Annotated in this window: 19 protein-coding genes and 1 other RNA gene; 12 read left to right on the top strand and 8 right to left on the bottom strand. The window is 48.6% G+C overall.

Annotated elements, in window-relative coordinates; genetic code table 11:
- Positions 1–221 precede the first annotated feature (221 nt).
- Positions 222–755 (bottom strand): 3-hydroxyacyl-[acyl-carrier-protein] dehydratase FabA, encoded by a 534-nt coding sequence (gene fabA / locus EDC45_RS03415; RefSeq protein WP_133543472.1) that lies wholly within the window; start codon positions 753–755, stop codon positions 222–224.
- 340 nt (positions 756–1,095) lie between these two features.
- The gene (locus EDC45_RS03410; protein ID WP_133543912.1) at positions 1,096–2,874 is read right to left on the bottom strand and encodes an AAA family ATPase; all 1,779 of its coding nucleotides are present in this window, start codon (positions 2,872–2,874) and stop codon (positions 1,096–1,098) included.
- Positions 2,875–3,047: 173 nt separating this feature from the next.
- Here EDC45_RS03410 and matP point away from each other — a divergent pair, with 173 nt between their 5' ends.
- Positions 3,048–3,497, top strand: a complete 450-nt coding sequence (matP, locus tag EDC45_RS03405) for a macrodomain Ter protein MatP (protein WP_133543470.1) — start codon at positions 3,048–3,050, stop codon at positions 3,495–3,497.
- 28 nt (positions 3,498–3,525) lie between these two features.
- Here matP and rnpB read toward each other — a convergent pair.
- An RNA gene (gene rnpB / locus EDC45_RS03400) (RNase P RNA component class A) lies at positions 3,526–3,913 on the bottom strand.
- Between the two features lie 96 nt (positions 3,914–4,009).
- On the opposite strand from rnpB, the gene EDC45_RS03395 reads away from it, so the two are divergent.
- Entirely contained in the window at positions 4,010–4,945 is a 936-nt protein-coding gene (locus EDC45_RS03395; RefSeq protein ID WP_133543469.1) for a KpsF/GutQ family sugar isomerase, read from the top strand.
- Positions 4,946–4,949: 4 nt separating this feature from the next.
- A complete protein-coding gene (locus EDC45_RS03390; protein ID WP_133543467.1) occupies positions 4,950–5,492 on the top strand; it encodes a KdsC family phosphatase in 543 nt (180 codons plus the stop codon).
- Between the two features lie 101 nt (positions 5,493–5,593).
- Here EDC45_RS03390 and rsmI read toward each other — a convergent pair whose 3' ends face one another.
- Positions 5,594–6,442: a 16S rRNA (cytidine(1402)-2'-O)-methyltransferase gene (gene rsmI / locus EDC45_RS03385; protein ID WP_133543910.1), complete on the bottom strand. Its 849-nt coding sequence runs from the start codon at positions 6,440–6,442 to the stop codon at positions 5,594–5,596.
- Between the two features lie 77 nt (positions 6,443–6,519).
- Here rsmI and EDC45_RS03380 point away from each other — a divergent pair, with 77 nt between their 5' ends.
- Genes EDC45_RS03380 through dolP form a run of 4 tightly spaced genes read left to right on the top strand, consistent with a single transcriptional unit; the run spans position 6,520 to position 9,831 of the window.
- On the top strand, positions 6,520–8,244 hold the full coding sequence (locus tag EDC45_RS03380) for a penicillin-binding protein activator (RefSeq protein ID WP_133543465.1): 1,725 nt from the start codon (positions 6,520–6,522) through the stop codon (positions 8,242–8,244).
- A 2-nt stretch (positions 8,245–8,246) separates the two neighbouring features.
- Complete coding sequence (locus EDC45_RS03375; RefSeq protein ID WP_133543908.1) at positions 8,247–8,606, top strand: YraN family protein; 360 nt, start codon at positions 8,247–8,249, stop codon at positions 8,604–8,606.
- Between the two features lies 1 nt (position 8,607).
- Positions 8,608–9,195: a D-sedoheptulose-7-phosphate isomerase gene (locus EDC45_RS03370; RefSeq protein ID WP_133543463.1), complete on the top strand. Its 588-nt coding sequence runs from the start codon at positions 8,608–8,610 to the stop codon at positions 9,193–9,195.
- Between the two features lie 54 nt (positions 9,196–9,249).
- The gene (gene dolP / locus EDC45_RS03365; RefSeq protein ID WP_133543460.1) at positions 9,250–9,831 is read left to right on the top strand and encodes a division/outer membrane stress-associated lipid-binding lipoprotein; all 582 of its coding nucleotides are present in this window, start codon (positions 9,250–9,252) and stop codon (positions 9,829–9,831) included.
- A 152-nt stretch (positions 9,832–9,983) separates the two neighbouring features.
- On the opposite strand, the gene EDC45_RS03360 is transcribed toward dolP, so the two are convergent.
- Entirely contained in the window at positions 9,984–10,604 is a 621-nt protein-coding gene (locus tag EDC45_RS03360; RefSeq protein ID WP_133543458.1) for a riboflavin synthase subunit alpha, read from the bottom strand.
- A gap of 88 nt (positions 10,605–10,692) precedes the next feature.
- Between EDC45_RS03360 and EDC45_RS03355 the strand changes: the two genes are divergently transcribed.
- From EDC45_RS03355 to EDC45_RS03345, 3 genes are all read left to right on the top strand, one after another.
- The gene (locus tag EDC45_RS03355; RefSeq protein WP_133543456.1) at positions 10,693–12,090 is read left to right on the top strand and encodes an MATE family efflux transporter; all 1,398 of its coding nucleotides are present in this window, start codon (positions 10,693–10,695) and stop codon (positions 12,088–12,090) included.
- Positions 12,091–12,405: 315 nt separating this feature from the next.
- On the top strand, positions 12,406–14,616 hold the full coding sequence (locus tag EDC45_RS03350) for a TonB-dependent siderophore receptor (RefSeq protein ID WP_133543454.1): 2,211 nt from the start codon (positions 12,406–12,408) through the stop codon (positions 14,614–14,616).
- Positions 14,617–14,679: 63 nt separating this feature from the next.
- Positions 14,680–16,440 (top strand): ABC transporter ATP-binding protein/permease, encoded by a 1,761-nt coding sequence (locus EDC45_RS03345; protein ID WP_133543452.1) that lies wholly within the window; start codon positions 14,680–14,682, stop codon positions 16,438–16,440.
- Between the two features lie 200 nt (positions 16,441–16,640).
- Here the strand turns inward: EDC45_RS03345 and pyk are convergent, their stop codons facing one another.
- Positions 16,641–18,077 carry a pyruvate kinase gene (pyk, locus tag EDC45_RS03340; RefSeq protein WP_133543450.1) on the bottom strand — a complete coding sequence of 479 codons (1,437 nt, stop codon included), beginning with the start codon at positions 18,075–18,077 and terminating at the stop codon, positions 16,641–16,643.
- Positions 18,078–18,391: 314 nt separating this feature from the next.
- Between pyk and sixA the strand changes: the two genes are divergently transcribed.
- Complete coding sequence (gene sixA, locus EDC45_RS03335; RefSeq protein ID WP_133543448.1) at positions 18,392–18,853, top strand: phosphohistidine phosphatase SixA; 462 nt, start codon at positions 18,392–18,394, stop codon at positions 18,851–18,853.
- Between the two features lie 104 nt (positions 18,854–18,957).
- Here sixA and EDC45_RS03330 read toward each other — a convergent pair whose 3' ends face one another.
- Together EDC45_RS03330 and hldE are read right to left on the bottom strand one after the other, a co-directional pair.
- Positions 18,958–19,494, bottom strand: a complete 537-nt coding sequence (locus EDC45_RS03330; RefSeq protein WP_133543446.1) for a ComEA family DNA-binding protein — start codon at positions 19,492–19,494, stop codon at positions 18,958–18,960.
- 219 nt (positions 19,495–19,713) lie between these two features.
- Entirely contained in the window at positions 19,714–21,141 is a 1,428-nt protein-coding gene (hldE, locus tag EDC45_RS03325) for a bifunctional D-glycero-beta-D-manno-heptose-7-phosphate kinase/D-glycero-beta-D-manno-heptose 1-phosphate adenylyltransferase HldE (protein ID WP_133543444.1), read from the bottom strand.
- 223 nt (positions 21,142–21,364) lie between these two features.
- Between hldE and EDC45_RS03320 the strand changes: the two genes are divergently transcribed.
- Positions 21,365–22,300 (top strand): Kdo(2)-lipid IV(A) acyltransferase, encoded by a 936-nt coding sequence (locus tag EDC45_RS03320; protein ID WP_133543442.1) that lies wholly within the window; start codon positions 21,365–21,367, stop codon positions 22,298–22,300.
- Position 22,301: the final 1 nt, after the last annotated feature.

The following is a 22,301-nucleotide window of genomic DNA, read 5'->3' as shown; positions in this document are numbered from 1 at the left end:
ATTAACCTTTCACGAATTCTGTACATAAAAAAATCGCGCTATTTTAGCACGATTTTTCGTTGATTGAGGGAACCGCAGCAAAAATTTATCAAGCCCAAGCAATTCGCCCGCTTTACAGATTTCGCCGCAATATCGAGAACTGTTTTTCTTATTTTTTCGGAGCGCTATTTTCTTCGCCTTTTCCAAGCTTTCGCACGGCTATGGGCGTAACGCCTGCTCGTTTAAAAGGCGGAGGTATCCTGAAATAATCCGACTTTTAAATCCGTGGCGGTATAGATAAGGCGTCCGTCCACTTCCACTTCGCCGTCGGCTACGCCCATAATCAGTTTACGGTTAATTACCCGCTTCAGGTGAATGCGATAAACCACTTTCTTGGCGCTAGGTCTTACCTGTCCGGTAAATTTAACTTCGCCGACGCCAAGGGCGCGTCCCTTACCTTCGCCGCCAATCCAGCCGAGATAAAAACCTACCAGCTGCCACATGGCATCTAATCCCAGACAACCGGGCATCACCGGATCACCGATAAAATGGCAGGAAAAAAAGAAGAGGTCGGGGTGAATATCCAGTTCCGCTTCCACATAGCCTTTACCGAAGTTGCCGCCGGTTTCGTTCATTTCCACCACACGATCCATCATCAGCATCGTCGGCGCCGGCAACTGAGGCCCTTTTTCGCCGAATAATTCTCCGCGTCCGGAGGCTAACAAGTCCTCATAACCGTATGAATGCTTTCTGTTAGAGGTACAAGTGTTACTCATTTTAAACTTCCTTTATGATTAATTATACTCAGGTATTAACTGGTGATATAAATTTGAAACGAAGTGTAGCAAAGCCTAGCGCTAATTAAAATAGCGAACACTTGTAAGCTAAAGTTGTCTGACCAGTCAGCGCCCTTATTCGTATTTACCGAAGGCGGTAGACATAATAAAAGTCGGGGTAAAAATACAAAATCGCCATAGGCGAATTAAATAAACAGGCGGATTAAATAAAGCGGGTAATAGCGCAAACAATACAAAAGAAAAGCGGGGGGAACCATTCCCCCCGCTTTATCGCCGATATATGTCTGTAACCCGGCAACAGCGCTGATTTTTTTAAGAGTTATTTTCGGCCGAACAGAAGCTGCCATAATCCCCCTTTCGGCGCTTCGGAACGCAGTTCGATACGCTGGGAAATCAAATGAGCAACGGGCAGATTGGTTTCGTTATAGGTTTGTCCCTCTTCTTCCGTTAAGCTGCGCTTAAACAGGATTTCGCAGGCCTGATAAACATCTTCCACCGTCCAGATAAAAAATTGCTGATTTTTAACCGCACTTACCACCGCTTCCGACAAACTGAGCTGATGAATGGCGGCGGAAGGAATAATCACTCCCTGTTCGCCGCTTAGTCCGCGCCCCTCGCAAATAGCGAAAAAGCCCTCGATTTTATCATTTACACCGCCCACCGCATGTACCAGACCGAACTGATCGATGGCGCCGGTTACCGCAATGGATTGAGGCAAGGGCAGATCCGACAAGGCACTGGTCAGCACGCAGAATTCGGCCAAAGAAGCACTATCGCCGTCGATTTCGCCGTAGGACTGCTCAAATACCAACGAAGCCGAAAACGGCAACTGGGAAGGCAGTTCCAGAATATTGGCCAGACAACTTTCGGCAATCATCATGCCTTTACTGTGGATATTACCCGCCAATTCGTTTTTACGATCGATATCGACGATCTCTCCTTCGCCGAACTGAACAATACAGCTAATGCGCGAAGGCTCGCCAAAGGAAAGAGGGGTTCCCTGATATTCAATCACGGACAAACCGTTAACCTGCCCTACCGCTTCACCTTCGGTTGGAATATAAACCTGCTCGTGAAAAATATCCGCATAGGTCTGCTCGCGCAGAAAACTCTGCTGCATTTGCGTTTGCTGAAAAACTCTTTCAAAGTCCTCCGCATCGAGCCGGGTTTTATTTTCATCGGCGCCGCTGCTCGCCTTACTGAATAATTCCTTTAGTTTGGTCGGTGCAATATTAATAAGGCTGCGATCCTCGCTTTCCCGAACCAGTAGCTGGTAGAGCCGATTCAGTCCTTGCACTGTCGGCAGCGGGAAATTCAGGCTGCGGGCAAATTCGCATACATACTGCGCCCATTTAAGCTGCTGTTCCGGCCGTTCGATGCTGATATGGCTCTCAATCTCGGAATAATCTCCCAAGCGCAACAGCTCTTCATCAAATTCCGCCAACGCCGCCAGTTCGGTTCGGCTGCCGAGCAAAATAAGTTTTAATTTCAGTCCATAACCGGGAATACTGCATGGCAAAGGCTTGAACGGGTGCATGGAATACCAGTCGAACCAACCCGAGGCGAGCAGATGTTTCAATCTTAGCCATAATTCCGGTTGGCTCAATAAAGCATTGACGCCTAAAATCAGCACACCGCCGTTTAAACGATGCACCAATCCCGGCGTGAGTTGCAGATCTTTGGATACGGGGTGAATGCGCAGCGCACCGAATAATTTTTCCTGATCGAAATGCAGTGCCGTCGCCACATTCTCGGTGGCGGCAAAATTATCGGCGGCGGATTGTGCCGGGCGCAGGGAAACGGCGGCAAAAGAAAAACTGTCCGCCTGTTCGATAATATAATGTACGCCGCGCGGTGCGCTCGATACCGGATATTTTTGCAGATGCGCCATCAGCAGCTCCGCATATTCCCTCTGATCATCCGCTTTCAGGAGTAAGAGATTACGGTGCGGGTTACGCCGGAAATGCTCTAAAGCGGAAGCCGCACGCGCCTGTAGATCAAAAAAACCGGTGGCTTGTGCGGAAAGGGTCTCAAGAGACAAATTGGGCAATAATTCCCGCCAGTCTAAAAGTTGTTCGCTCAATGAAGTAAGATGCACGGCAATTCTCTGCTGGAAATAATTTTGGTGTGGCATTATGGCACAATTCCCTTGCCCCTGTCTTAAAATTTCTATCCGCTACTGTTCGCCGCGGCAATAGAATCCGCTGGTAAAAGCCTTGGAAAATGCGTATATTAGAGCAGGTTACCACGTCACCAAAAGGCGAAAAAACAATGAAATATCAAAAGCTAGAGAATCAGGAAGCCCATTGGAAATGGCTGTATTTAATTAAAAAAAACCGTGAGGGGGAAAATATCACCCGCTATACGGAAAGCAGCCTTTGTGCCGAAAAGGTTCGGTTACTGGTGGAAAGTCAGAATCGGCCTCAGCAAATCGAACAATGGATTACCGATCATATGGCAAAAAATCTGTTCGTAAAAATGGATCAGGCGATCCGTGCCAGACGTAAACGTTTTTTCAATGGGGAAAAGCAATCGACTAAGAAAAAATCCATTGATCTGGAATATGCGGTCTGGCTGCGCCTGTCCAAATATTCGCGCAAGCTGAAAATGACCCTGTCGGAAACCATTTCCTATATGATTGACGAGCGGGAAAGTAAGGTGCTGTATGAAAACCAGATGTCCGCCATGAAAGCGGGATTAAAAGACTTACTGAAAAAATAAACCGTCGCCCCGAGGGACGGCGGTGAAAAAGGCGAGTCAGTCGATAAGCCGAGTTCTGTCGCGGACAATCATTCATCTAGACGGCAAATTACTCTGCCGTTCAAGCAACCTACCCGAACTCTGAGCGGGCCGCCCATTGAGTTCCTATTTGGTCTTGCTACGAGTGGAGTTTACCCTGCTATGCACCGTTACCGGCCATACGGTGCGCTCTTACCGCACCCTTTCACCCTTACCTGCTCTTACGAACATCGGCGGTCTGCTCTCTGCTGCACTTGTCGTAGGCTCGCGCCCCCCGGACGTTATCCGGCACCCTGCCCTATGTAGCTCGGACTTTCCTCTCGTTCACTTGTCCCGCTAGTTTGTCTGTAACAGACGGTTAAGGGCTTCAATGAACCAGCGATTGCCTGACTGACTCAGGCCGTGAAGTATATCTCAATTTTCATAAATAAAATAGAGTTAAAAAAAAACTTGGGTTAAAATGACCGCACTTTTTTAATTATAAAGAGGATCCTATGGATTATTTACATAACGCGCGGGAAACCCTTGCCGTGGAACAGCAGGCACTGGCGAAACTGAGTCGGAATCTTGATCAGAATTTCAATGCGGTCATCGACCTTATCCTCTCCTGTCAGGGGCGTCTGGTTATCGGCGGCATCGGTAAATCCGGCCTCATCGGTAAAAAAATGGTCGCCACTTTCGCTTCCACCGGAACGCCGAGTTTTTTCCTGCACCCTACCGAAGCCTTTCACGGTGATTTGGGTATGCTCAAACCCATAGATATCGTAATGCTGATTTCCTACAGCGGCGAAAGCGACGATGTGAATAAACTGATCCCCAGCCTGAAAAATTTCGGTAATAAAATTATCGCCCTCACCAGTAATCCTAATTCCACCTTGGCAAGACATGCGGATTATATACTGGATATCAGCGTTGAACGGGAAGTATGCCCGAATAATCTGGCGCCGACCACCTCGGCGTTGGTAACCTTGGCATTGGGTGATGCTCTTGCCGTCGCCCTGATTAACGCCCGCCGTTTTCAACCGGCGGATTTTGCCAAATTCCATCCGGGCGGCAGTTTGGGACGCCGTTTGCTGTGCCGGGTCAAGGATCAGATGCAGACCCGTTTACCTGTTACCGAACTTTCCACCTCTTTCACCGATTGCCTGAGCATTATGAACGAAGGGCGTATGGGCGTTGCCTTAGTAATGGAAAATAATCAGTTGAAAGGAATTATTACCGACGGCGATATCCGCCGCGCGCTGACCCGCAACGGCGCCCAGACCTTGAACCAAAGCGCACGGGATCTAATGACCTCCAACCCGAAAACCGTTAATCAAAACGAATTTCTGGCTAAAGCCGAAAGCTATATGAAAGAACATAAAATCCACTCCCTGGTCGCTGTGGACGACAATCATCAGGTCGTCGGTCTGATCGAATTCTCGAGCTAAGCCTATGAACGAAAATCTGCAAAATATAAAACTCGTTATCACCGATGTGGACGGAGTACTGACCGACGGCTTACTGCATTACGACGCTAACGGCGAAGCCCTGAAAAGCTTCCATGTACGCGACGGTTTGGGGATTCGTATGCTTATGGAACAAGGTATTCAGGTGGCGGTTTTATCCGGTCGGGATTCGCCGATTCTACGCAAGCGTATTCAGGATCTCGGCATTCGCCTGTTTATTTTAGGTCAGTTGGAAAAAGAAAGCGCCTGTTTGAAACTGATGGAACAAGCCGGCGTTAATCCGCAACAAACCGCTTATATCGGCGACGACAGCGTGGATCTTCCCGCTTTCGCACTGTGCGGCGTTACCTTTACGGTAGCGGATGCCGCCGATTATGTGAAGCATTGTGCCGATTACGTACTGGAACTGCGCGGCGGCCGCGGCGCATTTCGCGAAATGTCGGATATGATTTTAACCGCACAGGGCAAAACCGATGTTTACAGCAGTGCGCAGGGATTTTTGAAAACCGTGCGCAATATGGCACAGTAACGGAAGAATAAAAAACTTCTGAAAAAACGACCGCTCTTTTGCCATCGGCGGTCGTTTTTTTTGCTTTTCGGCGCTAAATCCTCGTTGCCTTTTATTAGGGTTTATTGAAAATGCTCCAGTCCGAACTGATAAAGTGCGTTTTTCTTATAACCGTATAGTTCGGCGACAATCGCCGCCGCTTTTTTTAGCGGCAGTTCCTGAGCGATTCTCCTTAGCGCCCGCACGGCTTGCGGCGAAAATTCCTCCTCTTTATCGCTTGCGGGCTTGCCTTCAATAATCAGCACCATTTCGCCTTTAATCCGATTGCTGTCTTCCGCCAGCCATCGGCGTAAATTGGCTACGCTGTCGGCACTCAGGGTTTCCCAGGTTTTCGTCAGTTCGCGAGCCAGTACCATATAGCGCGACGGCCCCAATACATTTTCAATATCCTGTAGGGCATCGCAAATACGATGGGTACTTTCATAAAAAATCAGGGTGCGCTCTTCTTCCGCTAGGCTTTGCAGTTTATCGCAGCGCGCCTTGCTTTTAGCAGGCAGAAAACCTTCGAAACAAAAACGATCGGAGGCGATTCCCGAGGCGCTCAACGCTGCAATCGCCGCACAGGCGCCGGGAATCGGCACCACTCTAAGCCCCGCCTGCCGGCATTTTCTAACCAGATGAAAGCCGGGATCGCAAATCAACGGCGTTCCCGCATCGGAAATCAGGGCGATATTTTCCCCGCGACGCAATTTTTCCACCAACAATTCCGCTTTCTGCTGTTCATTATGATCATGCAGGGCGAAAAAGGGCTTTTTAATTCCGTAATGATTCAGTAACAAACCGCTGTGGCGGGTATCTTCCGCCGCAATTAAATCCGCTGCGGCCAGGGTATCCAAGGCGCGCTGGCTTATGTCCTTCAAATTACCGATAGGCGTGGCGACAATATATAAGACGCCGGATAAATTATTCATTTCACTCATTCTTTGTTTGCTTTTAACCTATTAGCGAAGTAAGATCCGAGCTATCTCTACTAGATACCGGAGTAACTATGACTATTCTATTACAACGTACTAAATTTAAAAAAGGGCTAATCGCTTTTTTATTCCCCCTGATGCTGGCGGGCTGTACTACCCTACTCGGTGATAATTTTTCGGGCTTGTTGAAAAATGATGCCAATGCCAGTTCCGATTTCTATATGAATAAACTTGAACAAACCCAGGATCAAGACGGTCGTCAGGTGTATAAACTGCTTGCTGCCCGCGTATTGGTTACCGAAAATAAACTGCCTCAGGCGGAAGCGCTGTTGGCCGAGCTTCAAGATTTGAGCGATGAACAGCGCCTGGATAAAACCCTGATTGAAGCCCATATTGCAGCCATCAAACGTAATCAGAATAAAGCCGATGGGCTGTTAAAAAGTATTGATCCGGCACAGTTAAGCGCCTCTCAGCAGGCTCGTTATCATCAGGTCGCCGCCCGTATTGCGGAAAATCGTTACGACATTATCGCAGCGGTAAAAGCACGGATTAAAATGGACGAAGTGATCACCGATGTTCAGCGCAAACAGGAAAATATCGATCGTACCTGGGCTTTATTACGCAATGCGAATAAAGGTTTGATTACTTCTACCTCGGCGAACGGCGATATTGCCCTCGGCGGCTGGCTGGCACTGACAAACGCCTACAACCAGAATCTAAGCCAACCGGCGCAACTGAGCCAGGCGTTACAAGCGTGGAAATCCTCCTATCCGAACCATTCCGCCGCTTACTTATTCCCGACCGAGCTGAAAAGTATTTCCAATTTCCAACAAACCCAGCTTAACCGCGTAGCGGTATTGCTTCCTTTAAGCGGTAACGCCTCTATTCTGGGCAATACGATTAAATCCGGTCTGGACGATGCGAAAGGCGCTTCTGCCGCCGTTCAGGTAGAGATGATCGATACCATGGCAGCACCTATCGATGAAGCTATCGCCAAAGCCAAACAAAGCGGCGCTCAAGCGATTATCGGCCCGTTACTGAAAAATAATGTGGACGTGATTTTAAATGATCCGACCAAGGTGCAAGGGCTTAACGTCCTGGCGCTAAATTCCACCGCCAACAGTAAAGCGGTTAATCAGCTCTGTTATTACGGTCTGGCACCGGAAGACGAAGCGGAAGCGGCGGCCAATAAAATGTGGAACGACGGCGTACGCAAACCTGTGGTTATCGTGCCGCAAAGCGATCTGGGACAGCGTACCGCTTCGGCATTCAATGTTCGTTGGCAGCAGCTGGCTTCCACCGATGCGGATATCCGCTTTTACAATAATCCGAATGACGCCGCCTATAATTTAGAAAGCAGCGGCGCTCAGGATCAGGCCCTTTATGTTGTGGTTACCTCCGGCGATAACCTGTTAACCATTAAGAGCGCACTGGATAACGCCAATATCAAAGCGAAAATCTATGCCAATTCGCGTAATAACTCTTCCAATAATGCGGCGGAATACCGCTTAGCCATGGAAGGGGTGATGTTCAGCGATATTCCGTTCTTTAAAGAAACCGATTCTGCGCAGTATCAGAAAATCGAAGACGCCACCTCCGGCGATTATTCTCTGATGCGTCTATACGCCATGGGTTCCGATAGCTGGTTGCTGATTAATCAGTTTAATGAACTGCGTCAGGTACCGGGTTTCTCTATCAGCGGTCTGACCGGTAAACTGAGCGCCGGCCCGAACTGCAATATCGAACGGGAAATGACCTGGTTCACCTACCAGAACGGCAATATCCTTCCGCTTAATTAATGATGCTTTCGCTAAAACGTCGGCAAGGGGCGAGCTTTGAAAAACAGGCTCGCCTTTTTCTGGAAGCGCAGGGATTGCGATTCGTTGCGGCTAACTGTAGCTTTAAATGCGGTGAAATCGATCTGATTATGTATGACCGCAACACCATTGTTTTTATTGAAGTACGCCAGCGTAGCCACGATGGCTTCGGTTCGGCGGCAGAAAGCGTGGATCGGCGTAAACAGCAAAAATGGGTGGATGCCGCCGCACTCTGGCTTGCCGAACGGAACTCCAGCCTGGAAGATACGGACTGTCGTTTCGACCTGATTACCTTCGGTCGCAGTGCCGCACAAATTCAATGGTTTAAAAATTTTATAGAATAATATGTTAGATAAAATCAGAGATCTTTATACCGAAAATATTCAAACCCAGATTTCCGCCTCCCGACTGCTGCCGGATACCCTTATGCAGGCGGTGAATCTGTTGGTCGGCTGTTTGTTGCGCGGCAATAAGATTATCGTTTGCGGACATGGGCGCTCTTCTGCCAATGCCCAGTTTTTGGTCGCCAATTTGCTTAATCGCTACGAGTTGGAACGCCCGAGCTTCCCCTCCGTTCTGCTCAATATCGACGGTGCGGTGGGTTCCGCCATTGTATCCGATAATCAGTTATCCTGCCTTTATCAGAAACAGTTTAACGCCCTCGCCCAGCAAGGCGACGTACTGTTCGTGATCTCCCCCTTTGCCGATGAAGAAGCCGTACTCAATCTGCTAAGTTGCGCCCTAAATAAAGAAATGGCGATTATCGCCCTGACAGGGGCGAAAAACGATCATCTGCAAGGTTTGCTGAGTGAAAACGATTTAGCCATCAAAGTACCGGCAATAAAAGAAAGCCGCATTTTGGAAAGCCATTTATTTATTATCAATGCCTTATGCGAATTAATTGATCATACGCTGTTTACACAAAGCCATTGACAAATAATTCGTGCCGTACCACACTGTCAACGCCAAAATAAAAGGAGAATTGACATGAATATCAGCACAATGAAAAAACTCGGCCTTGTACTGGGTTCAGCGTTATTACTGCAGGGATGTATCGCCGCACTGGCCGGCGGTGCCGCCGTCGCCACCAAAGTGGGAACGGATCCGCGTACGGTCGGTACTCAGGTTGACGACGAAACCTTGGAGCTGAAAGTGGCCTCCGCCGTCAGAAAAGACGAACAGATCAAACGGGAAGGACGAGTGGTTACGGTTTCCTACAGCAATCGTATCCTGCTTATCGGCGAATTACCGAATGAAAGCCTGAAAGAGGTGGCCACCGGTTTGGCGAAAGGCGTGGAAGGCGTACAGGAAGTGTATAACGAAATGCGCGTAGGCGCACCGATCGGCTTTACTCAGCAGAGTAAAGACAGCTGGATCACCACCCAGATTAAATCCAAAATGCTGGTGGATTCCGCAGTTAAAGCCACGGACGTTAAGGTTATCACCGAAAATAACGAAGTATTTCTGCTCGGCAACGTAACGCCTGCACAGGGAGATGCGGCGGCGGAAATCGCACGCAATATTTCCGGCGTGCAAAAAGTGGTGAAGGTATTTAAATATATTAATTAATTCTTCCGGGGCATATTAATATAGGACTTGCCCCCGATAAACCATAAGTGCGGTGGAAAATTCATATAAATCCCACCGCACTTTTTGTTTGTCTTGTTATCCGTTTATTTATCCGGGTTGCCTTTAGCTTTTCCCGAACTTACAGCGAGGCCTTATTTTTCCGTTGCTTTATCGGCTAAATAACGTTCCACCGTATCGACGATAGCCTGGGTCTGGGGATCGATTTCGATATTAACTTCGTCCCCCGCGGCGCGTTGCGCAATTACGGTGCGCTGTAAGGTTTCCGGAATCAAATTAACGCAAAAGCGATTTTCTTCGGTTTCTCCCACGGTCAAGCTGATCCCGTCTACGGCAATAAAGCCTTTTTTCAAAATATATTTCATTATCGAAGGATCCGTAGGTTCAAACCAAATCTGCAAATTATTTTCCGAAGGTAATAAGCGAGAAACTCTGGCGGTGCAATATACATGGCCGGACAAAATATGGCCACCGATTTCAGCGCCCATTTTCATCGCCCGTTCCACATTCACAAAATCGCCGACTTTAAGCTTATCCAGATTGGTCAGGCGCAGGGTTTCGCGCATTAAATCGAAACTGACCAATTCTCCTTCAATGGCAGTAACGGTCAAACATACGCCGTTATTTGCCACCGAGGCGCCGATCTCCAACCCCTCCAGCATTTGTGGTGGCATTTTAAGTCGGTATGTTTTAAAATCCGCCTTCTCGATAAGGCTATCTATTTGCGCCGTTCCCTGAACAATTCCTGTAAACATGTTCTCTCCGATTTATCAATATAAACACGGGCGCTATTATAGCCGATTAATCAACAGAATTCATTGTCGCCGAAAAGGCATTCATTTTATGCAACCAATAAAACCGCAAGGCGGATATGCCGCCGAAAGTAAAAAACTGATTTCCTTGGCTTTGCCGATTTTATTTGCCCAGCTGTCGCAAAATACCATGGGGCTAGCAGACAGTATTATGGCCGGACGGGTTAGCGCCGCCGATATGGCGGCGATTTCCATCGGCGCTTCCATCTGGCTGCCGCTGGTATTGTTCGGGCACGGGCTGCTGCTGGCATTACCGCCTACGGTCGCCTATTTAAACGGCCGCGGGCAGCGCCGGCATATTGCCCATCAGATCCGCCAAGGCGTGTGGATTGCTTTGGGTGCCAGCATTCCCCTCGGGCTGATGATTTATCACAGTGATATGATTATCCGTGCGATGGGCATGGAACCCCGGCTGGCGGAAATCACCCTAGGCTATCTGCACGCCATGCTGTGGGGGCTGCCCGCCTATTTATTAATGGTGAATTTCCGCTGTCTGAATGACGGCTTAGGCAAAACCAAACCGGCGATGCTGATTACCTTTTTCGGCCTGCTGCTGAATATTCCGCTCAACTATATTTTTATTTACGGTAAATTGGGCATGCCCGCTTTCGGAGCGGTCGGTTGCGGTATCGCCACGGCAACGGTCAACTGGTTGATGTGTCTGATGATGTTGGGCTACAGTAAATCCGCCGCCCATTTGCGCGATTTAAACCTCTTTGCCAAAATTATCGAGCGGCCCGATGCCCATACCCAGAAAAAACTGTTGCGCCTGGGATTTCCCTTGGCAATGGCGCTATGCAGCGAGGTTACCCTATTCGCACTAACTTCTCTGCTGCTCTCTCCCTTGGGGGCGAATATCGTGGCCAGCCATCAGATTGCCCTGAATACCAGTTCCTTTTTGTTTATGCTGCCAACCTCTATAGGTATGGCGACAACCATTCTGATCGGTCAACACCTAGGTGAGCAATCTCCCGCCGATGCCAAAAAAACCGCTTATTGCGCTTTCGCCATCGGTCTGGCGGTAACGGTTTTAACCGCACTTATTACCGTTTTTCTACGCGAACCTATTGCCGCCGTTTTTGTTGCCGATAAAGAGGTTATCGCATTGGCCGCCGCACTGCTGCTGATCGTGGCGCTCTATCAGTTTTCCGACAGTATCCAGGCCATTTCTATCGGCGCTCTGCGCGGTTATAAAGATACGAAATCCATTTTGTATATTACGATGTTCTGCTACTGGGGGATAGGTATGCCCCTCGGCTATACGCTGGCCAGAACGGATATTCTGGTGCCGCGTCTGGGCGCTTCCGGCTTTTGGATCAGCTTTGTGGTCAGTCTGACCGTTGCCGCGCTGTTGCTGTCCGGTCGCCTGTACCGTATTCAGAAACAGCCCGACAGCCTTCTGCTGGCAAGGTTGGAAAAATTAAAATAGCCTTGTTCCCGCCCTAAAATCGGGTAAAAGAGCGGTCATTTTCCGCCGAGTTTTTCGCGATATTGTCCGCCCCTGGTGCCAAACCGGATTCAAACCCGCTTTACTTATTTATGTCCTTAGCCTGTCTTAGACTAAGGACGCACGACTAAAATAAAGCCCTGCAATTTACGGATAAAAATGAGAACAATTCCTATTGAAGGGAGAATTTCCTTTCGCTATACTTGCGCAACCTTTTTTCCATAACTTCCCGGCCTGCGCGCAAATATTCGCATGCATTGAATAGGTCGGTATTTTTATCGCGCTTAAGGATCCTTTATGCCATTTAAATTTAATCTGATTTATACCGCACTTTTTGCCGGCAGCCTCAGTTTCGGCGCCTATGCCGATACAACGGAATATGCCGGAGAAAATAAAGACTTTTCCGCCACCGCAGTGGAGTCTTTAGCTCAAATCGACGTCAATGCCGATTACCTGCAGCAAATCGGTTATCATGCACTGGGTACCTCCTCGGTATCTAAGGTGGATGTTCCTATTATCGACACCCCTACCACCGTCAATGTTGTAACCACAAAACTACTGGAAGATCGTAAACCCAGGGATCTAGTGGACGCCCTTGCCAGTGTCAGCGGGGTGAGCCAGGCCAATACTCTGGGCGGTATTTTCGATGCGGTACAAAAGCGCGGCTTCGGCGGCAACCGTGATAATTCGATTATGCGCAACGGTATGCAGGCGGGGCCGTCCCATAACTTCGGCGCCACCACCGAAACCGTGGAAGTGCTGAAAGGGCCGGCTTCCGTACTGTACGGCATTCAGGATCCGGGCGGAATTATTAATGTCATCAGTAAAAAACCGCAGCAGGAAGCGAAACACAGTATCAGCGCCAGCCTCGGCAATAATAATATGTGGGGAACCCAGCTGGATTCCACCGGCGGATTGGGCGAGGGCTTCGCCTACCGTTTTATTTACGACAAGCAGGAAAAGGATTACTGGCGTAACTTCGGTAAGATACAAACGACCACTTACGCCCCTTCCCTATCTTGGCAAAACGAGCGCACCCAAGTGTTGCTGGCCTATGAACATTTGGATTATAGCCAGCCTTTCGACCGCGGTACGCAATTGGTGAACGGACAGGTAGTCGATATTCCCGCCTCACGCCGTTTGGACGAACCGAACAATCAAACCAAGGGCAAAACCGATAATATTCAGGTGAAGCTGGAACATAAATTAAATGATCAGTGGAAATTGAATTTTGCCTACGCCTATGCAAGGGATAAATACAATTATCGCCAGACCCGTGTGGTTGCGGTTAATACCAGCCATAGCGACAACCTCAGTTATAAATCCGGCAATACCAGCAGAACCCTGGCACCGCGCACCGCTTTACGCCGTTTAGAAAAACAGGCGGCGGATCAGCGCCTGCATTCGGCTTCCCTCAATTTAGTCGGGGAATTCTCCCTCGGCGATATTGCCAACCGCTTTATTATCGGCGCAGACGCCAGCCGTAACTACCGCACCACCGGCCCGGTTTATAATAACGGCGGCTGGAGCAGTATTAATATCGATAATCCGGTTTACACCTCGCCCGATGCCAAAGAAACCGTGGCGGCCAACAACTGGCAGATTAATAATATCAAAACCCTGGGGCTCTATATTCAGGATACCGCATATCTTACCGAGCGCCTGATCGTTACCGGCGGACTGCGCTATGAATATTTCGATCAGGTGGCGGGGCGCCATGCCATCGGCAAAAACTTCGTGCCGAATACGGATCAGCACGACGGCAAGCTGCTCTATCAGTTCGGAAGCGTATATAAATTCAGCCCGAACTGGGCAACTTATGCGAACTATGCGGAATCGTTCCGCCCGCAGTACAGTATCGCCAATAAAGTAGATGCGGGTCTGGCGCCGGAGCAGGGGAAATCCGTTGAAATCGGAACCAAATACGAAAGCGAAAACATTAACGCCACCCTGGCTTTATTTAATATCAATAAGCGCAATGTGGCGGAAACCGATAGCAACGGCGATGTCTATATTGCCGGTAAGCAGCGTTCGCGCGGGCTCGAAGTGGATATTAACGGCTATCTCACCCGAGATCTCAGCCTGTCCGCCACCTATACCTATACCAAGGTGAAAAATATCGCTAACGATGCCTATCCTGCCGCTATCGGTAAACAGCTGATCGGGGTGCCGGAACATCAGGCCGCCCTGTTCCTTAGCTATGAACTGGGGCATTTCCTGCACGGCGACTGGCGGCTCGGTGCCGGCGCACGTTATTTAGGCAGCTGGAACGCCTATACTTCCAATTATAAAACCGCCTATAAAATACCGGATGCGGTAATTTATGACGCTTTTTTAGCCTATGACACCAAAATCGGCGGACAAAAACTCAGCCTGCAGTTAAACGGTAAGAACCTGTCCGACAAAGTCTACTACCAATCCACTTCAGGTAATGCCGACAGCTATATCGTACCTATTTCTCTCGGGTACGGACGCGAAGTGTTCCTGAATGCAAAAGTTGAATTTTAATCAATCAAGGCTAACCGGGTATCAGGGCCTGTGCGCCCTTTTACCCTGTGCGGAATCATCTCAATGAACTGGCAAACCCAATTAAACGGTAGTTTCAACTGGCTTTTAACTTCGTTATTCTGGATCATATTGGTGCTGTCCGTTTGTGCGTTGTTATGCAGAAATACGCCCTTCGGACGTAAATTTATACGCATCGTCGCCCCTTGCTTTAAGGCCGGCAATAAGTATAAAAGCATCGCTCTCATGCTGTTGCTGCTTATTTTTATCCTGCTTGAAGTGCGTATCAGCGTGCTGAATACCTTTTTCTATAACGGGCTGTACAGCGCACTGCAGGATAAAAAAGCCGAAGCATTCTGGTTTTTCGCCGCCATCAACGCCGCCTTGGTGCTGTGTAAAATTATCCATACCATTTTAAATTATCTGCTGCGCCAGGTATTTGAAATAAAGTGGTTGGAAAAACTCAATCACCTAATGGTAGACGCTTGGCTGGCGCATAAAAATTACTATAGGATCAAGTATAAAAAAGAGCTGCCGGATAATATCGATCAGCGTATCGAGCAGGACGCCAGAGAATTTATCAGCGGTACCTTGGATTTGCTGGACGGCGTTATCGGCGCCATTGTTTCCATTATTGAATTTACCCTGATTTTATGGATGCTTTCCGGGCTGCTGGAACTGTTCGGCATTGCCGTTCCGAAAGGTGCGGTATTTTTTATTTACAGCTTTATTCTACTGGCTACCGCCCTATCGGTCTGGATCGGCTATCCGCTGATTAAACTGAACTATGACAAAGAACGCTACAACGGAGATTATCGTTATTCATTGGTGCGGATAAGGGATAATGCGGAAAGTATCGCCTTTTATAACGGCGAACAAAAAGAGCGCTCAAATTTAAGCGGAAAATTTAGCCGTATTATCGATAACCGCTGGGCCATTGTGCGCCGAATGTTGGGACTGGACGGGCTGAATACCGGGGTTACCCAAATCGCCATGATCCTGCCGTTAATGTTGCAGGCTCCGCGCTTTTTTGCCGGACAGGCCACCCTCGGCGATATGCACCAAACCGTGCAGGCCTTTAACCGCCTGATGCGGGCGCTGTCCTTTTTCCGTTTATTTTATGAAGAATTCACCCTGTATCAGGCTCGTTTAAACCGTTTATACGGTTTTCTTTCCACGCTTGACGAACTGGACGCCAATCAAATTCATCATCCGACCCAATGTACTCACAGGGTCGCCCTGCGAAATTTCGGCTTAAAGGATCAAAAGGGCAATATATTGCTGCGCAATATTAACTTGGAGCTGAACCCGGGCGATGCCCTGCTGATTCAAGGCCCTTCCGGTGCGGGTAAAACCACCTTGCTGAAAGCGATTGCCGGTATCTATCCTTTTGCGACCACGGGCCATTGCGAACGCCCTTGCAGCAATATTCTTTTTCTGCCGCAACGCCCCTATATGCCCCAAGGTACCTTGCGCAAGGCCATTTGCTATCCCCATACGGATCCCCATCATCCGGAACTTATAAGCTATATGGAAAAATGTCGTCTGAGTAAATATATCGCTCAACTCGATCAGGAAAAAGACTGGCAAACCCTGCTATCTCCGGGCGAGTTGCAGCGTGTAGCCTTTATCCGTATCTTTCTGGCCAAACCCGATGTGGTGTTTTTGGACGAAACCACTTCCGCACTAGATGAGTCCACCGAGCATCTGCTTTACAGCAAAATCCGCGCCAAGCTGCCGGAGATGATTATATTAAGTATCGGCCACCGCTGTACCTTGCAGCAATTTCATAATAAACGGCTAGAAATTTGTGCGGAATCCCGCTAAATGGGGTTTAAAACCCCGTAATTTCCGCCGACGCCTACAAGGGCAACGGCAACGCTAATTTACAGCCTTTCCCCTTATGGGCAAGTCGCCACCCGATATTTCCGCCTGATTAAACATAAAAAAACCTGCCGGAAAATTCCGGCAGGTTATCCATGGAGAGATGTAAATAGCCCGCTTATTCGAGGCTATCTCCGACCCTCTTATTCAACAACCAGGGTACGGCAAACATTGGTTCCCGTACTCGGCTGATCGCCATGGGTCAGCAATACCAAATCGCCGCTAACCAAGAAACCTTTATCTTTCAGCAACTGCACTGCAACTCTGGCCGCTTCGGCTGTACGGCTTTCTTTTTCGAAATACACCGGAGTAACACCGCGATATAAAGCGCACAGATTTAAGGTGGATTCGTTACGGGATAAAGCGAAAATCGGCAATCCGGAGCTGATACGCGACATTAAACGCGCGGTACGACCGGTATTGGTCAGAGAAACGATAGCCGCAACCCCTTTCATATGGTTGGCCGCATACATTGCGGACATAGCTACGGATTCCTCGATGGAATCGAACTGAACGTCCATACGATGACGGGAAACGTTCACGCTAGGCATTTTTTCCGCACCTAAACAAACCTTCGCCATTGCCGCAACGGTTTCGGAAGGGTACTGCCCCGCAGCCGTTTCGGCGGAAAGCATTACCGCATCGGTTCCGTCCAGAACCGCATTGGCCACGTCCATAACTTCCGCACGGGTCGGCATCGGATTGCTGATCATGGATTCCATCATCTGGGTAGCGGTAATTACCACACGGTTCAGACGGCGAGAACGACGAATTAATTTTTTCTGTACGCCGACTAACTCAGGATCACCGATTTCAACCCCAAGATCGCCGCGCGCTACCATAATCACATCGGAAGCCAGAATAATATCGTCCATCGCTTCTTCGCTGGCAACCGCTTCGGCACGTTCCACTTTCGCCACGATTTTTGCTTTCAAACCGGCCTGTTCCGCCAGTTCGCGCGCATAGTTCAGATCCGCACCGGAACGCGGGAAAGAAACCGCCAGATAATCAACGCCGATACGGGCTGCGGTAATAATGTCCGCTTTATCTTTTTCCGTCAGCGCATCTGCGGATAAACCGCCGCCCAGTTTATTGATCCCTTTATTATTGGATAAAGGCCCGCCCACGGTAACCTCGGTAAAGACTTTCGCCCCTTCGGTGGACAACACTTTTAACTGTACGCGACCGTCGTCCAATAACAGAATATCGCCCGGCACCACATCTTTAGGTAAAGTTTTATAGTCCAGACCCACAGCTTCTTGGTTACCTTCACCTTTTGGTAATTCTGCGTCCAGAACGAATTTATCGCCGACACTTAAGAAAATTTTGCCTTCTTTAAAGGTAGAAACACGGATTTTAGGTCCTTGCAGATCGCCGAGAATAGCCACGTGTTTACCTAATTTTTTCGCGATTTCACGCACTTTCTCCGCACGCTGAATATGATCTTCCGGCGAACCGTGAGAGAAGTTCATACGAACAACGTTAGCACCCGCCGCAATAATTTTTTCCAAATTATTGCCTTTATCGGTAGCAGGGCCCATCGTACATACAATCTTGGTTCTTCTTAATCGTCTAGACATTCATTACTCCGTAATTTACTTAAATAAGTGATTTTAAAATTATCTTTCGTTTTGAAAGCTTAAAATATAAACTGACAAAGGCCAAAAACTGGTGGGCATTATACGCTGAAAATCCGCGTAGATCGAGTATTCGCCGGATAAAATTTTCCTTTCGCCGCCATTAGAAAATCTTGGGCGGAGAATAAATTTGTTTCTGCGGCGAGATTGCAATCAGCATAACTTTCAATAACAATAGCGGAGATAACTTGCAATATGCTTATATGCCTCTTACGGCCTTTGCGCAATAAGGGAATCTATATCTTAAGGGAGGGAAGATGAAAATTTTTATTATGCGCCACGGTGAAGCACAATTGCTTGCCGCCACTGACAGCGAACGGCATTTAACCGAACGGGGTGAACGGCAGGCCTATGCGCAGGGACAATGGTTACGCGAGCAGGAGATTCGTTTCGACAAAGTATTGGTCAGCCCTTATGTTCGCGCTCAAGAAACGCTGGCGCAAATTAACCGCTGCTTTGCGGGAGAGCTGGCAGCGAAAAGTGAAAACTGGGACGCCCTGACTCCCTATGGTAACGCCGCACCGATTCGGGATTATCTGGCGCTGCTGGCACAGGAAAATAATCATCAATGTCTGCTGTTGGTTTCCCATTTGCCGCTGGTGGGGGAAATTGTGGCTGAGCTGTGCGGCAACAATCCGGTAGGATTTAATACCGCAACCTTGGTACAGATTGAGTGGGACGGCAAGCTCGGACGGGTGGAAAAAGTAAAATCCCCATAAATCCAATCAAAAAATACCGCACTTTGCGCTTTAAGCCCGGTTTACAGCCGCTTTACGCATAAAAGTGCGGTGTTTTTTTCACCACTTTTTTTTTCAGAGGCGGATCAATAGCTTAAATAAGGGGAAATTTTCTCAATAGTAGCGGAACCTATTCCCGGAATGGCGGACAGATCCTGTGCATTTTTAATTTTTCCCGCTTTTTTGCGATACTCGATAATCGCTTTGGCTTTAGCCTCGCCTATACCGTTCAGGCTCTGCAATGTTTGCGCATCCGCAGTATTGATATTTACTTTAGTCGCCGCTTTAGCGCTAACCGTTTTTTTAGCACTTTCGCCCTTCTGTTGCAACTCGCTTACCTGTTTGCGGGCGGAATCCTTTGCCTTATCCCCTTTATCTGTCAAAGTTTTTTTAGTTTTTTCCAGTTTTTCCTTGCTTACATTGGCAGCTTTTTCAGTTGAAGTTTTTGCCGCACTCAGCTTATCTTTACTCTGCTGTTGCAATGTTGTGCTTTTTTGCGTCAAGCTGGTTTTGGCCTTTTCCTGCGCCGAATTAGGCTTATCGGCCGGGTTATCCGCCGCCAGTAGAGAATTGGAAACCATCAGCCCCAGACTTAAAGCTAAAATATGTTTTAATGCTTTCATTAAATGAATCCTTCTAAACAGAAATATTATTGCGCTCGACTTATGGCCGCCACGCATATCGTAGAACTACGACGCAGGCTAAGACAAAGCGAAGTACGCATAAGTTCATCACTAAAATAAAATAAGCATAAAAAATCTGCACCTTAGCGGGTTGGGGATTAGTCCGACTTTTGGGGTGCAGATTATTATTCTTCCTTTTTCCTGGCTTTATCCGGCAGCTTATTTTAACTGCTGAATACGCTGAATAATATTGCTGGTGGAACAGCCGTTTTCAAAATTCAGCACCCGGACTTCGCCGCCGTTAGCCCAAACTTCTTTACTGCCGGCGATTTCTTCGGGCTGATAATCGCCCCCTTTTACCAACAAATCGGGCAGGATTTCACCAATCAAACGCTGCGGCGTATCCTCCTCAAAGGCCACCAACCAATCCACCGAAGAAAGCCCCGCCAGTACCGCCATACGTTCCGCCAGGCCGTTAATCGGACGATTTTCACCTTTCAGACGTTTTACCGATTGATCGGAATTTACCGCCACAATCAGGCGATCCCCTAATTTCCGTGCATTTTCCAAATAAGAAACATGGCCCGGGTGCAAAATATCGAAGCAACCATTGGTCATTACGATTTTTTCACCGCGATCTTTAGCCTGTTTCACCGCCTCTTTCAGCGCTTCTTCGCTCATAATGCCGAAACCTGTGGCACTACGGCCGTGAATGGCATTTTCCAGCTCTACGGTGGAAACCGTTGAAGTTCCCAGTTTACCCACAACGATACCCGCCGCCACATTGGATAGGTAGCAGGCTTCTTCCAAGGAACGACCGTCCGCCAGCGCCGTGGCCAGTACGCTGATTACCGTATCGCCCGCACCGGTAACGTCAAAGACCTCTTTGGCTACGGTCGGCAAATGATAGGCAGGTTGACCCGGGCGCAACAGGGTCATGCCTTTTTCGGAACGGGTAACCAACAATGCGCTGAGTTCGATATCGGCAATCAGTTGCAGGCCTTTTTCAATAATATCCTCTTCGCTGCGGCAAGGGCCGACCACCGCTTCAAATTCCGACATATTCGGGGTTAATAGAGTGGCGCCGCGGTAGCGTTCAAAGTCCGTTCCTTTCGGATCGATCAGTACCGGTAAATTTGCCTTGCGGGCGAGGCGAATCATCTGTTGCACTTCGTTTAAGGTGCCTTTGCCGTAATCCGACAGCACTAAAGCGCCGAAATCTTTAACCGCATTTTCCAATTTTGCGAGCAGTTCCGTCCCGGAGGCATTATTGAAATTTTCTTCAAAATCCAAACGTAATAATTGCTGATGGCGGGACAATACACGCAATTTAGTAATGGTCGGATGGGTATCCAAACTGACGAAATCACATTGGATACGATTTTTATTCAACAGCGCGGTAAGCGCCGCAGCCGCTTCATCACGGCCGGTCAGCCCCAATAAGGTAACAGGTACGCCCAATGCGGCGATATTCATCGCCACGTTAGCGGCGCCGCCGGCCCGTTCTTCTTGCTCCTGAACCCGAACTACCGGCACCGGCGCTTCCGGGGAAATCCGATTGGTGCCGCCGAACCAATAGCGATCGAGCATTACATCGCCTAAAACTAATACTTTTGCATATTTAAACCAAGCTGAATATTGCGCCATTTTTTTCTCTCTTTCTGTTGCAAATCAGGCTCTTGCCCACAAAATTTTTGTTTCCCTTCAGGGAAAAACTGTGCCGATTTTATCACAGCAACGCTTTGCTGTACTTAAAATTTTATTAAATTTCCGCTAAACTAGCGCCTATATAAGCCTTCGGTCGATGCGTTTCTGCAAACAAAAGCAAATCCTAAGCGCCGCCGAAGCAAAATAACCTGTAGAACCTATTATGAAAAAAGAAAAACAACCGCACTTTCGGCGTGAATTTTTAGCACCCCGTTACTGGGGATTTTGGTTAGGCATCGGCATCTGGCGTTTGTTGTTGCTGCTGCCCTACCCGCTGTTATGCAAAATCGGTGGCGCACTGGGGTTGCTGTTCTCTCGCTTAAAGGTCGGCAAACGGCGAATGAAAATCGTGCGTCGCAATCTGGAACTTTGCTTTCCCGATTATCCGGCGGATAAAATCGAATATATCCTACAGCAGAATTTGCGTTCCGTCGGTATGGCCATTATTGAAACCGGCATGGCTTGGTTTTGGCCGGATAAGCGCATAAAAAAATGGTCGAAAATCGAAGGGTTGGAACATTTGCAACAAAATGCCCCGCAGGGGATTATTTTTGTCGGCGTCCATTTTCTAACCCTTGAACTGGGCGCGCGCATCGTCGGGCTGCATCACCCGGGTATCGGCGTTTATCGTCCGAACGATAATCCCGCCTTTGACTGGCTGCAATTTCGCGGCCGTATCCGTTCCAATAAAGCGTTGTTGGATCGTAAAGATCTGCGCGCCATGATTCGGGCGTTACGCGGCGGAGAAACCATTTGGTACGCGCCGGATCATGATTACGGCAGAAAAAATGCGGTCTTTGTTCCTTTCTTTGCGGTAAATCAGGCGGCCACCACCACGGGGAGCTATTATTTATTAAAATCCGCTCCCGGCTGCAAGGTGATTCCCTTTGCGCCGCTGCGTAACACCGATAATTCGGGCTATACGGTCAGCATCTCTCCGCCGGTGGATTTTACCCATTTCAGCGATGAAGAAAGTATTGCCATTGCAATGAATAAGCTGGTGGAAAGAGAAATTATGCGTGCTGCGGAACAATATATGTGGCTGCACCGCCGCTTTAAAACCCGTCCTCAGGAATCGGATCCGAGCCTATACGAATAGC

The organism is Mesocricetibacter intestinalis (assembly GCF_004363295.1).
GTDB classification, from domain to species: Bacteria; Pseudomonadota; Gammaproteobacteria; order Enterobacterales; family Pasteurellaceae; genus Mesocricetibacter; species Mesocricetibacter intestinalis.
The sequence above is the reverse complement of the archived record's forward strand: the minus strand, read 5'-3'. Positions and strand labels throughout refer to the sequence as shown.